This window comes from Egibacter rhizosphaerae (assembly GCF_004322855.1).
GTDB lineage: Bacteria > Actinomycetota > Nitriliruptoria > Euzebyales > Egibacteraceae > Egibacter > Egibacter rhizosphaerae.
Genome location: NZ_CP036402.1, coordinates 928,970 through 944,803 on the forward strand (window position 1 = coordinate 928,970; position 15,834 = coordinate 944,803).

General features: G+C 66.6%; 9 protein-coding genes. 5 read left to right on the forward strand and 4 right to left on the reverse strand.

Annotated features, from left to right (window positions below):
* Positions 1-513: 513 nt before the first annotated feature.
* Together ER308_RS04405 and ltrA are read right to left on the reverse strand one after the other, a co-directional pair.
* The gene (locus tag ER308_RS04405; protein WP_131153855.1) at positions 514-1,431 is read right to left on the reverse strand and encodes a DUF5996 family protein; all 918 of its coding nucleotides are present in this window, start codon (positions 1,429-1,431) and stop codon (positions 514-516) included.
* 227 nt (positions 1,432-1,658) lie between these two features.
* Positions 1,659-2,912: a group II intron reverse transcriptase/maturase gene (gene ltrA / locus ER308_RS04410; protein WP_131153856.1), complete on the reverse strand. Its 1,254-nt coding sequence runs from the start codon at positions 2,910-2,912 to the stop codon at positions 1,659-1,661.
* A 774-nt stretch (positions 2,913-3,686) separates the two neighbouring features.
* On the opposite strand from ltrA, the gene ER308_RS04415 reads away from it, so the two are divergent.
* Complete coding sequence (locus tag ER308_RS04415) at positions 3,687-4,124, forward strand: transposase (RefSeq protein WP_165491814.1); 438 nt, start codon at positions 3,687-3,689, stop codon at positions 4,122-4,124.
* A 721-nt stretch (positions 4,125-4,845) separates the two neighbouring features.
* Here the strand turns inward: ER308_RS04415 and ER308_RS04420 are convergent.
* Positions 4,846-8,754, reverse strand: coding sequence for a hypothetical protein (locus tag ER308_RS04420; protein WP_131153858.1), 3,909 nt, complete (start codon positions 8,752-8,754; stop codon positions 4,846-4,848).
* 323 nt (positions 8,755-9,077) lie between these two features.
* Positions 9,078-10,835: a DUF4209 domain-containing protein gene (locus ER308_RS04425; RefSeq protein WP_131153859.1), complete on the reverse strand. Its 1,758-nt coding sequence runs from the start codon at positions 10,833-10,835 to the stop codon at positions 9,078-9,080.
* A 720-nt stretch (positions 10,836-11,555) separates the two neighbouring features.
* Here ER308_RS04425 and ER308_RS04435 point away from each other — a divergent pair.
* The 4 genes from ER308_RS04435 to ER308_RS04445 all read left to right on the forward strand — a co-directional run bounded on the left by ER308_RS04435 (position 11,556) and on the right by ER308_RS04445 (position 15,694).
* Positions 11,556-11,744: a hypothetical protein gene (locus tag ER308_RS04435; RefSeq protein ID WP_131153861.1), complete on the forward strand. Its 189-nt coding sequence runs from the start codon at positions 11,556-11,558 to the stop codon at positions 11,742-11,744.
* 458 nt (positions 11,745-12,202) lie between these two features.
* Complete coding sequence (locus ER308_RS04440) at positions 12,203-12,484, forward strand: hypothetical protein (protein WP_131153862.1); 282 nt, start codon at positions 12,203-12,205, stop codon at positions 12,482-12,484.
* A gap of 39 nt (positions 12,485-12,523) precedes the next feature.
* Positions 12,524-12,679 (forward strand): hypothetical protein, encoded by a 156-nt coding sequence (locus ER308_RS21375; protein WP_165491815.1) that lies wholly within the window; start codon positions 12,524-12,526, stop codon positions 12,677-12,679.
* A gap of 225 nt (positions 12,680-12,904) precedes the next feature.
* Positions 12,905-15,694, forward strand: a complete 2,790-nt coding sequence (locus ER308_RS04445; protein WP_165491816.1) for a DUF4365 domain-containing protein — start codon at positions 12,905-12,907, stop codon at positions 15,692-15,694.
* Positions 15,695-15,834 lie beyond the last annotated feature (140 nt).

Here is a 15,834-nt window from a genome sequence, read left to right on the forward strand (position 1 = left end):
CTGGCAACCCGCTTCGCTACAGGGCGTGAGGGCCGCCGCATCCGGCCTACCCGGCAAGGGTTGAACTCACCGGTCTGTCGGTGGGAGGTTGGACCGAACTCGCTCGGCCTGTCGCGGTCCTGGGGCCGACTCGAGGGTTGGGTCGTCGGCTTCTGCGAGGGTCAGGACGCGTCCCTGATGAGCGGCGCGGAGTCGTTGCCAAGGTGGAGTGGACCAGGCGGTATGCGTCTGAGCCGTGAATGCAGTCTGCGGTATGCCAGGGCTCGGAGGCACCGGAGGGGGTCTTGTCGGTGGCGAGCACGACGGCGGCGGGGCAAATCGCTGCTTGGGTCGCCGGTCCGGGCACGAAGAGGTGGGCCGTCCCAGGGGCCCGTACCGGCTCCAGAGTCTGAGCCACGTCCTCGTAGGAACAATCGGTGGTACCTGGCAGGCCGGCGGGGGCGCAGCGATGCGTCCCCGCTACCCGCCCCGGAGTGACGGGGCGGATTCGAGTTGACATTCTCATCTGATTGCTCAGTGGTTCTTGCGGTCGGGGTCAGCCTGTGTGGCGAGCGCGTCGAGGTCCCAGCCCGCGGTGGTGGCGCCGGCTTGGTAGGCGCTGTCGAGGAAGGCCAGCAACGCAGCTCGCGGCTCGGAGGCGGTGCGGACGTCGTCGTAGGGCAAGAGGGCGCTGCCGCCGGTGGGCTGCCAGACAGCGGTGTCAGGAGCCAGCGGCTGTTCGGTCAACCCGCGGGGCTCGGGCGCGGTGTAGGAATAGAACGCCGGGTAGGGGGTGTGGGTGTCGCCGGGCCAGAACCCGAAGCTGATCACCTCGTGCGAGTAGGCCTCCGCGGTGACGGGGTCTGCGCCCGCGCGCGGTGGTGCGGGTCGGCCGGAGAAGCGCTGGAACGCGAGATCGAAGCTGTGCCAGAACAGCTGCACTGGCGCCTGCTTGCCGTTGAAGCGTCCCGCGAACTCGACGAACACCCACTGGATGCGTTGCAGCACCTGCCAGTAGCGCGCCACCCACTCGGGGTCGTAGGCGTGGTGTTGCCGGTCGTTGGGGAAGGCGGGCGAGTCCAGATCGAACGGCTCGGGATGCACCTGCGGGTGCACCCCCACCCGGTCGAGGGTCGCCAGCAGCTGGTGATAGAAGTCCGCGCACGCGAGCCCATCCACCAAGTCGAACCACTCGACGGTGCCATCGTCGACGGTGACCACCAGCCGGTGATCGACGAAGTCGAAGGTGATCTCCACCGTCTTGTCGCCCGACGGCATCGGTCCGGTGGAAAAGCCTCGGGTTGCCACGTGCAAGGTCACGTGCCACCAGTGGTTCTGGAACGGGACCAGGTCGAGGCGCACCTTGCCGACGATCTGGGCGTAGCGGTGCAGCGTCTCCTTCGGGGCGTGCCACTCCTCAAGCGGGAGCGCCGGCCAGACCGGGGCGGGCATGAGTGCCTCCTCGTTGCTGGTGCGACCCACGAGCACGCCAAGAACAACCGACAGCCGCCTCACCCCGAGAGGCTACAGGACGTCGGGTCGCAGCAGCGGGCCTTCCCGGCGAGGACCGCAATCTGCAAGTACTCGAAGGGAGTCGGGTAGCCCGGGGGGATCGCACCCCCGGGCCCCCACAGAACCGTGCTTGAACCTCTCAGCTCACACGGCTCTTATCGTCCTGGTCACCAGACGGAGGGCACCCAGCGCCAGTGCTCGAACAGCCGGGGCTCCCGTTTGGTTGCTCCGGTGAACGCACGATGGGCTGGGTGGACCCCTCGGAGCCGTTTGTGCTTGCGGCGGAGCCAGCGCACCAAGTAGGCGTTGATGCGCGCGAGGAGGGGATACATCGCGGAGCGGTAGAACGCTCCGTAGTAATTCATCCAGCCGCGGACGATCGGGTTGATCGCTCGGGCCAGTTCGACAAGGGTCAGGTTGGTTCGGCGGTGCAGCCGCCATCGGCGGACTTGACCGCTGATTTTGTTGAGGGCGTCTTTGCTGATCGCGGGCGCAAACCCCAGGAAGATCCTGCCGTCTTTGCGCCGCGCGCCGCGCGGCCGGAACGTGAACCCCAGGAACGTGAAACTGGTGTGCTCGTAGTCGAGCGGCCGGTTCGCGTCCTTGCAGTACACGATCTTCGTTTTGGCCGGGTGCAATCGCAGCCCAACCTGTTCCATACGCTCGGCGATCGCGGCCAGCACGTGGCGGGCCTGGCGTTCGCTGACGCAGTGCACCACCGCGTCGTCGGCGTAGCGTTCGAACGGGACACGCGGGTAGGTCCGCTGCATCCAGGCGTCGAACGCATAGTGCAGGAACAAGTTGGCCAACACGGGCGAGACCGCTGACCCTTGGGGAGTCCCTTGGTCTCGCTGCAGCAAAAACCCGTCGGGCTGCCGCATCGGCGCTTGCAGCCACCGCTTGAGGTACAGCAGCACCCACGGGGCGTCGGTGTGGGCCTCCACAGCCTTGACGATGAGGTCATGCCGGACGCTGTCGAAAAAGCTAGCCACGTCAAGGTCAATGACCCAGTCGTGCTCCCAACAACGCTTGCGGCAGACCGCCACCGCGTCCAACGCCGCCTTACCCTGCCGGTAGCCATACGAGTCGGGGTGGAACACCGGCTCCACCCGCGACTCCAGATGCATGGCCACCACGGTTTGGGCGACGCGATCGGCGACGGTCGGGACCCCGAGGGTCCTGGTGCCGCCGCCGTGCTGTTTGGGGATCTCCACCGCTTTGACCGGAGGCGGGAAGTAACTCCCCGACGACATCCGGTTCCAGACCTTGTACAGGTTGTCCTGCAGGTCGGCCTCGAACGCCTCGATGGTCTGCCCATCGACCCCTGGCCCGCCGCCGTTCTTCTTGACCCTCTTGAACGCCTCCCAGACGTCCCACTTCGAGATCGCAAACGGCTTGCCTTGTGATTTCAGTTTGCTCACCGCGACTCCTCCCAGGCGATGCCTGGTTGGTCGGACGAACCACCACGGACGACCTGGCCCCTTCGCTCCACCCCCATTACAGGGGCTTCACCGCTACTACAAGCCAGTCCGCCAGCGCGCCACAGCGACGGTACTCAATCCCTCGCGGTTCCAGCCGCTCGGGACGCTCCCTCTCGCCGCCCTCGGGCGGTCGGTGTCAGGGCGCGCCTTCTCACGTTCCGCGTGAACGCCGCAGATCAGGCTCGCGTCGCCTTCATGCCGGACACCACCTGGCCAGTAAGCGGGCACCCGCCAGACTCATCCCAAAGCGCCAACGTCGCCTCGGTTTTGATGTCACCTAATTACGGTTGCGACACGTCATCAGCGATTCGCTTGCGCTCGCCTTCCTGATCCCTACCTGACGCCTCAAGGGCGCCTTCTCCCTCATCGCTCACCACGACAGTCTTCAGCTAACGCAGCAGAGGGCGGTTTGACGGCTCCCCCACGCAGGGCGCCGCCGGAGGGCCACAAATCCTCCATCATCCACGCAGCATTGCTTCCAGAAGCTCTGCCTACATCAGATCAGCTCCCTTCCGCATTCGTGACGCACCATTGGGCCGCGTTGGCCTGGCACCTGCTATCCGGGGATACCCGGTGATTCACACGCATCTCGGAGCCGAAGATCTCCTACGGGTGCCGGGCTCGGCGAACGGCGGTAGATCCGGCTACCGAGGCAGGGATTGGGACGCCCCGGGGATGGTGGAGAGCCTGGAGTTTGGGAAGGAGAGTGGCTCCATGGCTGCACCACGTAAGTACCCCGAGGAACTGAAGGCGCGGGCTGTGCGCATGGTCCGCGACATCGACGAGCGCGGCGCGATCAAGCGCGTCGCCGATCAGTTGGACATCAACCCTGAGACGTTGCGTAACTGGACCCGGCAGGCCGAGATCGACGACGGCGAGCGCGCGGGCATCAGCAGTGCTGAGCATGAGGAGAACAAGCGGCTGCGCGCGGAGAACGCCGAGCTGCGACGCGCGAAGGAGATCCTTCGCAAAGCGTCGGCGTATTTCGCGCCTACGCCCACGTCATCCCCGGCATGCAGTCCGAGGCTGCGCAGGCGCTCGCCGACAGCGTCTTCGCCACCGACCCTGAGGAGGAGGACGACGAGACCCCCGAGCAGCACGACAGCGACGACAACGAGGAGGGCGATGCCCCGTGAGCGCGAACGGATGTGAGCATCCTGTGAACATACGGCCCAGATCGAGCCGGCCGCCGAAATGCGAAAACCCCCGGCTGACCAGGGGTTTCGCGGTGGTTGCGAGGGAAGTTGATGAACTTGCGGGCGTCCGGGCAATCAGTTGGGCAAATCCCCTGGACACGAGGGTGTGCATAGGCGACACCCAAGGCCTGCCCAAGGGCCACCGGTGTCATGGCTCCGGGATTGTTCCGGGGAACCCGGGTGCTCCGCGCGCCGACGGCCTGCGCGTCAACTCTCGTGTTCATGGCCTCGGAGGGTAGATCAGGGAGCTGCCATCGACGCAAGACGTCTGCGAGCTGACTCTCGTCGGGCCCGGCAGGTCCCGTCCCACGGCTACTGGTTGGCGACCGCATTGTTCCTCCTGGTCAGCGGGCTGGAGGTGGCACCTGCCCTCCCCCGCTGCCCCTCCCGGATGGGTCGGACTCAAGAAACGCTCAAGAAACGCCCGCTTCCGGATCACCATGCCACGCTATTCAGCCCTTGTCCCCCTCGAAGGGGTCGCGCGACCGCCTGGCTAGGGGCCAGCAACCCGCTGGGGACGTGGGTCGCCGCGCTCCCGACGGCCCATCAGCAGACGAACCGATGCGAACCGCCGGCGGTTCGTCTACTACACACCGGCGCGCGATGTCGGTACGTCGCCGCTGAGTGATCGTGGAAAGGCGTAGCGGGTCCGATGGAAGCCTCGCTGATGGCTGGCCTCATCCTCCGCTCGGCCGAGAGATGTTCAGCAGGAACGGCCGTACTGTCAGGTCCGCCCCGAGCTGCGTCGTCTGCTCGTCGAGCTGCGTCTCCAGCGCGGCTTGGCTCCCAGGGATGGATGCCGGCCAGTCGCCGGGCCGCTGGTGTGTCGGCACCCAATACACGAGGTAGATGGCGTGGGTCGATCCGGACGGGATCAGGTACTGCGTGACGAGTTGGTCGTGCAGCGCGGTGAGCAGACGGCGGTTGTTGAGGTGTTTGGCTTCGATGACCACGCGGGCGGTGTGGGCGGGCTGCGTGGCGGTGGTGCGGGTCGCGGTCAGGTCGATGCGGGTGCCGAGCCCACCCGGTGAGCGCCGGGCCACTTCGATCTCGCGGTCGACGACGCTGCCCCCGCCGAGGCGGGTCTCGAGCTCGCCCCGGATCCACTCGGAGATCTCGTCTTCGCTCTTGGGGCGGGCCTCGGCTGGCCCGAGGTTCCAGAGGTAGCGGGAGGCGTGCTGGTGTTGGAGTTTACCTTCGATGGTGTGCAGATGCTCGATGACTACCTCGAGGAGGTCCGCGCTGCTTCGGATCAGCCGGGCGTCTGCGCGGGCGAGGAGGTGGAGCAGACCGTGCGGGTTGGGCGGCTCGAAGGCGAGGTCGGCGGCCCGGATGCGTGCACGTCGGGCGTACCGGCGCAGGATGTCCCTGTCGGGGTCGGGACGGTGGGCGGCTAGTTCTCGCAGGTCGTCAAAGCGGCCGGTGTCGGCCAGGCGCTCGAGCACACGGCGGCGGGTCTCCCGGGTCTCGATCCAGGGGTTCGAGACGTACGTCGACGGCGTGGGTGGATCGTCGGCGAACGGAAACCGGTCCAGCAGGAGCCGTGCCAGCTCGTTCAGGTCGCCGCTTCCCAGCCGCTCGAGGGGAAGTTTCGGGACGACGGCGACGAGGTCGCCGGATTCCGACCGGGTGGTCGTCAGTTCAGCCACAGTTGTGGCGGGCTCGAGGCCGGCGAGGCCCTGTCGCGCCGGTAGCGCTAGCTCGGCGTCAGCGTGCGTGGCCAGCTGGCGGCAGGTTTCGACGGCACGCTCGGGTGCGTGTTCGATTAGGAGGTCGAGGATCCGGTGTGCGAGCTCGCCGTGGTAGCGACGGGCTACCAGACGGTCGTGGAGGTTGGGGGCGAGGTCGTCGACGAGATGTTCGAATCCTGTCGGCAGGAGCCCGTTGCGCTCGTGGTCTTGCCGCGCGTCGAGGTCGTTGAGCGCGGCGGCGAGGAGCGCGTCGCGTGACTCGAGGGGCGCGGCGTCGAGCAGGGCGCCACGGAGGCTGGCGTCTTCGTCACGGTCGAAGTTCCACGCCCCGATGATCGCAGGGGCCCACGGCACCCACAGCGCCGTGTCGAGGTCCGCCAGAGTCTCCGCACAGTGTCGAACCAGGGTGGTCAGCAGGTAGACGCCGGCCCAGTCGACCAGCGCTTCGCCGGTCGTGATCCGCGCCCTTCCCTGCCAGTTCAGGGGCGCGAGCCCATGTGTGCGCAGATACTCCAGTCCGACGGCGATGACTCGGTCGTGCCCCTCTTCTGTTAGCAGCTGCCATCCTGGCCGGCGCGTAAGGTCATGCGAGAACAGGGCGTCCCCTGTTGGCGGGTCCTCCCCCTGTGCGAGCCAGTAGGTGACCCGCCACCAAGCCTCAGTGTCGACTTCGGCAGCCTCCAGCGCGGCCACGAGGTGCTCCCGGCGCTCATCGGTGGTGGCGCGGGTGGCCTCAGCTTCGGCTTCGCGCTCGCGGTGGCGCCGCCAGCGCCGGGCCGGCTCAGACTGGACGGACCTGCTGCCACGAAGGTGGTCGGTGGCGAGGTAGGCGGGGTGTTGTTCAGGAAGGGTGAGCACCAGGTCTGCCGTCTTGGCTGTCGGCTGTCCGAGCAGGTAGGGCACGCAGGCCGCCAGCGGCTCGCGGGCGGTCGCGGGCAGACCGGGCAGGCTGTCCAGCAGCCATTCGACGTCCTCAGTGGTTATGAGCCGCAGGTCGAGTAATGTCAAGCATACGTCGTCGTCCGGAGCCTCGACGGCGACCGCTTCAGCGAGTCGGCGGCGCGCGTTGTCATCGACCTGCTCCAGCCATGGGAGCGCCTCTCGAGGGGCCCACCGGTGGCTGTCGCTCGGTGACATAGCCGCGAGGAGCCGGGCCAGCGACCCCAGCACCGTGGCGATGCGACGACAGGCCCATGCGCGACGAACGAGCTGTGGGATCAGTCTGCCGTAGGCGTCCTCCTCGTCGCTGACGTGCTCGGCCGCCCACTCGAGGACATCGGGCAGGTCTTGGTCGGGGATGTGGTCGGGAAGCTGACCCAGCAGCACGAGGTAGTTGCCGACGAGATCAGGCCACCGACGGGGCCTCAGCGCCGCGAGCAACTCGCGGGTCTCCAGCTGTTGCGGGTACAACGCTGAGACGACGCCGGCGAGGAGCTGGTCGTCGGGGTCCTCGTCGGGGCCCAGGTACAGCAGCGGCGTGAGAGCGCGCCGCTGGTCGGCGTCTGCGAGCACGTCGACAGCTTGCACGCAGACGAGGCGGGCCCAAGGAGCCCACTGCGGGTCGCGGGCCGCGGCGTTGAGCTCGTCCGCCAGGTCCCGGCAGTCTCCGGCGGCAGCGAGGGCGGCGACCCACCACAGCCCACACGAGTGTGTGAGGCCGCGATCGAGTTCGGCACCGAGTTGAGCTTCGAGGCCGGAGTGTGCGAGAGGGGCGAGGTCGGCCTGCCAGGCGGGGTCAAGTTCGCCCGCCGCCGCCTGCTCCAGCAGCCGATCGACGATGGCCGCCAACACCCCCTCCGAGGGGAGCTCGACGCCGGCCTGGACAAACGCCAGGGCGTTGGCAGCAACCAGGTCGTCCACCAGCCCCGGGTTGAGTGCGGCCAGCCACGCGGCAACGCCGACCATGGAGCCGGGCAGCACGTCGTAGTGCACGCCGAGCAGGTCGTGCAGCTGCCGACGGGTGATGCCGCGGCCGGTCAAGTAGGTCGCGGCGAGATGCTCGGCGTACTGTTGGTGGCGGAACTCGATCGTGCCGTCCGGCGCGGCATCGAACAGGGCCGTATCGAGGACCGCCTCGTAGTCGTCGCTGGTCAAGGGGATGCCCGGCTGCTCGGGCTCCGGGTCTGAGGGCAACGTGTGCACGCTGGTGGCGTCGACTCGTAGCGCCGTGGCGGTGGAGAATGCGCGGCTGCCGGTCAGCATGGCGATGGCACCGAGCCGAGCGGCGAGCCGGTGCTGCCGATCGGCCGGCATTGCCTGGCGACTGGACCGGACCGAGTCGTGTTCCGCGAGTAGGTGGCGGATCTCGAACCGGATTGCCTCTAGGTGGCTGGCCGGGAGGTCACCTGAGCGTTCCCACTGCCGTGCGGCCGCGAGCAGTTGGCTCGGCGTGGCGGCCAGTCGGCCGAGCCGTGCTTCGGTGAGCGCCCGCAGGAACGCGTCAGGGTCGCTGACCACCTCCGCGGTGATCCTTCGGGCCGCCGGCCGACTCAGCGGCAACAGACGGAACTCCTCAAAGGCAGGCAGGGCTGCGCCGAGCTGCTCGGCCAAGGCCGGGTTCCAGGCAGCGGGGCGGCACGCGAGGCGCCATGGCGCGCTGCGCGCTTCAGGTGCGGCGAGGTGCTCCTGGAGGACGCGGTGGGTCGCCTCCTCGTACAGGGCCGCTTCGTCGATGGCATCAAGGTAGATGGGCACTCCGTGAGCGGCTACCTCGACGAGCCGGTCGTGCATCCGGCTGCGGTCAAGCCGCCGCAACGGGATCTCGATCGCGTCAGGTTCGAGTGTCCGCAGCGCCTGCAGCACGGTGGTCTTGCCGACACCGCCAGGTGCCAGGAGAACGAAAGCCTGCGAGGCGGTGAGCTCCAGCGCGGGGCGAGGACGAGCAGAGGGGGTCATCCACCAGGGGTCGTCCGGTTGGGGGATGAGAAAGCCGTCGCTGTCTACCGGGACGCGCTCACCAACAGGGAGTACATGCCGATCGAGCTCCTGTAGAGAAAAACCCGTCACCACCGGCCTCCGTGCGCCCTGCGAGCATCCTGCCGCGAGGGTAGCCCCGACCCCAGGGATCCGTCGGTCACCGGATGCACTGTCAGAACTCCTGCCCGCTGGAATCCCTCAGCTACTGGGAGCCCCCAGCACAGTCCCACGCCCCGTCGCAGCCCGGGCGAGCGCGGCCTCTAGCTCGACTCCCGGGCCGCCTGCGTCAAGGGCGGCCACCTTCACTGCCCGTCGGTGCTTCCATCGTCGTTGTCTGCAGCTACTGGCAGGCGGGCCAGGAAGACCAGCGCGTGGCACACGATCGCGGCCACCTGCGGTGACGGATCGGCAAGGGCGCCGTGTGCGAAGGCGTTACGAAGATTCAGGCCGGTCGCCCTGGTGAACGCGGTGTTCAGGTAGCGCACGATGGTCTCGGGCAGCCCCAGGCCCTCCAGTGCCTCAACGAGCTTGAGCAATCCCGGGTATTGCCCTGGTGTGTCCCCGCGCTGGAGCCGGTAGATCGCCGCATCGGCCTGGAGGAGCAGCTGCCGTACCATCGCCTCGATGCGTGGGATTCCCACCGCCACCGAGGCCTCGTACTCGCCAGCCCAGAAATGCTTGAGCGCGCGACGGATGCTGCGTGCAACGTCGTCACTGACATGAGGAGCCTCCGACAGCCAGCTCTCCAGGTCGCGGAAAGGTGGAGAGCCAAAGCGCCGGGGCAACTCGCGCAAAACGTCCGCCGCGAGGTGCGCCCAGAACTGCAGATGAAACGCCTCGGTGCGGACGAGGTCGAACTCGAACCGCTCCTCCTCGGTACTGGGGCGGTAGATGGGCATGGCGTCCGCGTCGTAGATGACGGTCGACACCATCGAGAGGAGGGGGCTGTCCTGTTGTTGCTCAGCGACCTGTCGGCGATTGCGCTCGGTGGTTCCGGTGGGCACCTGCAGGAACGCGAACCGCTCGAGTGCCTCCCGCCAGTCGCTCGCGTCGAGATAGGCCTCGAACACCTTGCGGATCTCTTCGGCCGGGACCTGGACCTCCGTCTCGATCGTCTCCATCTCGAGGTCGTCGGCGTGGAGCTGCTGCAGGTGCCGGATCGACCGCTTGTGCAGATCTGGTAGCTGCCGGTCGCGGGCAAGCTCGGCGGCATCCTGCAATAGCCGGGCGCGCCGCATGCCGGTGTGCTGCTCGGCCTCGTCCAGGTGCCGGAGCACGAGCTGGCGGTTCAGTGGATGGCGTTCATCGCCTGCGACCCGACGTAGTTGCAGCTCGATCGTCGACTTCGTGTCCCACAGGCTGGGCAACACGTCGCGGGCACGCTGCAGCAGTTCATCCACGCGCGGATCGTCACAGCCAACCTCGATAGTCGACCTGAGGAGCTGCAGTGGCGCTCCCGGCTTGGGCTGTGGGTGGTCGAGCTGCTCGGCAGCGAGATCAAGTGCGAGGGAGCACCCAGCGTTGACACGCTCGCTCAGTCCAACCCGCTGGCTCAGGTCCAGTGCCCGGGGAAGCAGCTCCACCGCTGCCTGGATCGTGGGCCAACGCCGTGACAGTTCCAGGTAGGCATCAACCGCCGAACTCGCTCGCTCGCGGCCGTTGTCGACGCGACGGTGGAACAACAGGTCCTGCAGTCGTGCTCGAACCGCCGGGTGCTCGGCGAAGGTGGCGACGGCCGTCCAGATGGCCAGCGTGTCCTGAGGTACTCGCTCCAGAGGCACCGGGTAGGTCCGTTCACCCATCTGCATAGCGGGGATGAACCGGCCACGTCCCTCGCCTAGCTGGTGCACGTATTCGAAGGCCTCGAGCAGCTGGTCGACGTCGTCCCTGCCTTCAGCAACGTGGCCCCTGAGAGTGGAGGCGATGTCATGCATGTCCTCGGCGTCGAGAGCCGCTTCGTCGGCGAGAGTCGCAAGCTCCCGTGCTCCCCCTGCCTCCATGAATGCGAACTCTTTCAGCGACGCAGCGGTATGCGACCGTGCAAGGGAGAACGGTGACATTATGAGATGGGACGACAGCAGTGTATAGATCCATACGCTTCCCGGCTACAGGTCGGCAGCATAAGACGGTCAAACGTCCTTTCCCTTCGCTGAATGCGGCCCTCGCCGGGTTGGTTGGGACCGCAAGAAGTCGTGCGGCCTCGCTCGCAGGGATGGGGCAGTCGAGCCCAATGGCCTCGTGGACTCCCGCTCTCTCTCGCCCGCAAGTGAGCCAGTGTCCTGCGAGAGCGTCCCCGCTCGGCGCTCGCGGGTTCAGGCTTCTGACCTGCGCGTTGCGGCCAGCTTCCCACCCCTGCTCGCTCAGCCATGAGGTTCCGAGCGCTACGCTGGCCGCTGATTCCCTTGTTAGCAGCGGCGATACCGTGTCTGATGACCTGCCCCGCACTTACCGCACGGCGGGAGCCGATCATCCGCATCGTCGAGCTTGACTGACCAGTCACAGTTCACGCAGCAGTAGCGGCCAACACCAGGTTGCTCGCCGACGTTGTGCATAGCATCCTCCTCGTGCAGGCGGACGCCGACATCCTCGCCGATGGGTGTGACATGGTCACCAGAGTTAGGTGGCGGCGGCGATTCCACGCGAGCGCGAACGGCAAGTCCACTGTCCTGCATCGTCCCGGCCGAGGGCGATAGTGGCCGGGTTGGTTTAACCGTGGTGGGGCAGGCCGGCATTCAGCGTTGGGGACGAGGCGGTCCTCAATCTCGTTGAGGTCGCTGTCGATGGGCTTCGGCATGAGCGACATTGAGGTGCAGCGGTGGCGGCGCTACGGCCATGACCGGTTGTACGTCGACGACGCACACGGCCGCCGCCTTGGCTGGTGCGACCTGCACGGGCGCGAAGATTGCCTAAGGTCAGGGCGACAAAGCGTCCAGTACGCGGGCGAGTCGGCGCTCTCGGTCGGCAGCTGAGTAGGCGCGGTGGACCGTGTCGACGTGGGTGGTCAGGGCGAACGGTCGCAGATGACCTCGTCCTAGAGCGCAGCAGCGGGGGCAGCGCGAACCCATCTTGATGGGGATTGCTGAGGACGCCCGGTACGTGGTCGCACACCAACGAAGCGCGCCTACTCGGCGTCCGAGCGCGACCACGACGCTCGCGACGTCTTCCGCGACCACCCCATCGCGCCAGCACGCTCCGCCTCCGACGCCGAAGGTCCCCCCCTTCGCGGTCTGGTTCGACCGCCACGGCGGCCGAGGCCGCCGCGCTAGCAGTCCCCTCCCCCAGCGCGCAGCCCGACCCCGCCACTGCGAGTTCCGACCGTTGGCGGTGTCGGCGGTTGTCCCGAACATCGGGATCGGCACGGTCGCTTGACAACCAAGTTCACACCAGCCCGCGGTGAGGACAACCAAGTTGTCGAGGAGGCCAGACGGTGGATCGCTACCGCGCCGCTGACCGCGCCGAGCTCGCGGTCCGCCGAGCACTGACCCACGCTGACGTCGTCGAGATCGAGGACCGCCTCGCCGTCGTCGCCGAGCTCGTCGCGCGGCTGCAGCGCCAGCAAGACCGCGACGCCGTCGACGCCCTGCGCTACGGCGCCTCGTGCGCCCACGTCGCACGGCTGCTCGGCCTCTCCCGCCAGGCTGTGCGCCAGCGACTGCTGCCGCGAGCCCAGCACGACCCTGCACCCCTGTCTGGCCGCCGGGGCCTGTGACCGGGACCCGGCAGGAGACAGTGAGCGGAGATCTGCTCGGTGACCGAGGATGTCCGCCACGGCGCGACGGGTATGTCAGGCCACGCCGAGGCGCCACACGTGCTCGTGTGCGACGGCCTCGGGCACTGGGGCTTCGGCGCGTTCGAGGCCACCGACCTTCGCCGAGGCAGTGCGCTGGCTACGGCCTCACGCTGAGTGACCCGAGCCATTGGTGGGTGGCCCGCGCAGCTCGATTACCGTGAGCTGCGTCGGTGAGGCACCTCAGCCGCCCCAGCGCCTCCACCACATCCCGGGACACTAAGGAGAGCAGCAGCCGGGAGAGGCGGCGACTGCATTCCCCCCCGACAGTGGGACCGTGTGGCACCCTCTGCTTCCAGAGTATCGAAAACGGTAGGCTACGAAGTAGCAGGAAGGTCACTATTGCGTGCTAGTGAGCAGGAGCAGACTGGCGGCGCCGGGGCCAGCGAAGTCAGTGCCAAGTTTCAGCGCATCGGCTGGGGTCCCGTCCCGAATGATGCGCATGATCTCGGCACTGATCTCCTCGTCGAAGCGCGCGACCACCGTCTCTTCGACCGTGGCTTGATAGTGGGGGCACAAGTCAAGGCCGGCTCGTCATGGTTCGATCACGAAGTTCGCGATGAGAATGGTGAAATAGCGGGATGGTGGTATTACGAGCCCGAGGCGACCCACTTCGATGACTGGGTCGCACATGGTCTACCGCACCTGCTCGTACTTCACGATCTCGATCACAATGTCTCCCACTGGGCGCACGTAACAGCCGAGCATGTCATCTCCACGGGCAAGGGTTGCAAGATCTTCGTTCCGCGGGAGCAGTCCATCGATGAGGAGCACCTTGACGAACTCCTTGCCGTCGCAGCCCAGCAGAAGGCTGCCCCCGAACTTGAGGGGACGTCATTCACAGCGTCAGCGGACGCCGTCCCCCCTGGCCGCCGCCTCCGGTACGCATTGCTTGCCCCCCGGCTCGTCGCGCCCCACCCCAACATCGGGCACGAGGCACCCATAGCGGCGGAAGAAGCGCTCGCACTTTGCGCCCAAGGCAGGTTCCTAGATCTTCAGCGCTTCGCTGACGCGCACGGCTCAGTTCCGGATCCTCATCAGCCCTACGTTGGCCGCGACTGGAGATGGTCCCTCGTCCGGGCCGTATGCACGTGGGCATTCGATGATGCCCTGGATGGCCTCGAACACGCAGCCGCTACGGCACCGACCGCAGAGGCGAAGGCCGCAGTTGGCGTCGTCTTGGCCTGCGTGCTTCTCAGGGCGGACCGCCTCACCCAGGCATGCTCAGTGCTTGACCGCCTTGTCGAGGAGGACAGCCTAGGACCTGTGGATCAGGGGTGGGTGCTCGTCCAGCGGGGCCGGATACGCGCCGAGGTCGGCGATCTGGTCGGTGCACGGGCCGACGCAGTCGAAGCTCAGCGGCAGTTCCCAGGAGACGCCGATGATGTCACTGTTTCCGGGCTGGCCAGTGCAGCCGCGTGGCTGTTGTTTAGGATCGCTGGATTCGCCTCCGGCGACTTGGCCGGAACGTTGACCGCGGCAGACAACGCGATTATGTGGTGGCGATCACAGACCATCGCCTCGGCACTCACAAATACAGTTGAGCGCGCTTTCCACAGATGGTCGCAGGACACCACCAGTCGCTGGACTGTTGAGGACCGGGAGGAAGTCAACCTGTTCGCGGCCGAACTCAACGCCGACCTAACAGCTGAGCACGGGGCTTGGAGTACGATTGCTTCACTATCCTCTAGGCAGCTTTTGATGCGACGGCACGCCGTGGGGGATGCCGAGGGGATAAGCCACAACCTGCACAGCCTACGGCGGAGTGGAGATCACGCTTCGCTGAAGTTGGCAGTTGACCACGTGCGGCGCGTCGGCCCAATAGAATCCCTAGTTGCTTTGCTGCATGGTATCGGTCCTGAAAGTTGGACTCACACCACAGCCAAGTCCAACCTCGAAGTCCTGGCCAGAGTTGGTGACCTCGCCGACGAATCCATGGCCGCTCAATGGATCGGCATGCTATTGACCGTTCTACGCGATCCTACGGACTTCAGGGACCGAGTCGTTCCCTTCTTCTGGGTCGATCTGGCCGTCGTCGAGGCGGTCCGCGGTCTGTTACCAGCTGGAAGTCCGCAGTCTCGGCTACTCGCAGCCGAGTGTCTCGCATCTCACGAGGGCCCTGTCGACGAAGTGCTTGCGTCAACGTTAACGGACTGGATTGAAGAGTTCAGTTCGGAAGAGCTCACTAACGAGGTCCGGAGGGGTCTTCGTCGACTCGCTGAAGGCGACCGAGGCTCGCTTGGCGCGGCCGTACTGGGCAAGCTCGCGGAACATGATGACGCGGAGGCAAAGCAAGAGGTAGTTGCACGGGCGATCAAAGGGGACCTGAACGCACTCTCAGCTATGGGTGCAGTGACCATCCTTAGCTCAGCGCAGGCCGATTCTCTCATCGTGAAGTTTGAGGCAATGGTACGTCAGACGATCGAGAGCGCAAATAGATCCAAATGGGGTTTCGGGCGCCACGACGCCGGCCTGGGCTTGGCGGTACTTAACATGTGGTTTCCAGATGTGGCGAGGTGGGATCCGCTTCTGGAACTCCTAACGCATTCCTGCGTAGCGGCCGACCACAAGCGCGGCGCCCTTGAACTTATCGCGAACGAGTACGAGCGGATACCGGATGAGGTCCTTGATCGCCTAGCCGCCGCGACGAGCGCTATAACAAACTCCCCCTATTTCGCAGAGATGGGCGGGCGTCCGCTCGGCGCCGCAGCCATCGCGGTTGCAATCGCCAGCGGGGCGATCGCAGATGAGGCTGCCGACATTGCCGTCACGCAACTTTCCCTTGGGTCGGAGCACGAGCGGTGTGATGCCGCGGCAATCTTCGGGCGCGGTTGGTGCGAGCGGATGCGGCCGCTATTGGCTTCCTTCGTGGCGGATGGACGGGTATCCGTGCGTCGTGCGGCTGCCAATGCAGTGGGCCGACTCTCTGCGACCGATCCCGATCCTTTGGTCATGGAACTAGCCAGACGCCTCGTCCACGACCGAGGCGCGGTTGTGCCGCGGGCTCTCCTTGTCGGCTTGAGTCGGCAAGATGCAGATACGGCTTTGGCACGTGAAACCGCCACCGCCCTAGAGGATCACCCCTCCGCACACGTGCGAGGACTCGCGCGCGACTTCATCACGCGCCTTTAGCCTAGGCGGATCGTTTGGTGTGACAGCATCCTCGAGTGGCGCCAACGTGACCTCCTTAATGGTTCGAAGGTAATGCTCAACTCCATCGAAGCCGCGAATCGAGAGCCGCCCCGACAGTCCGTAAGCAGCCGCGCGCGGAA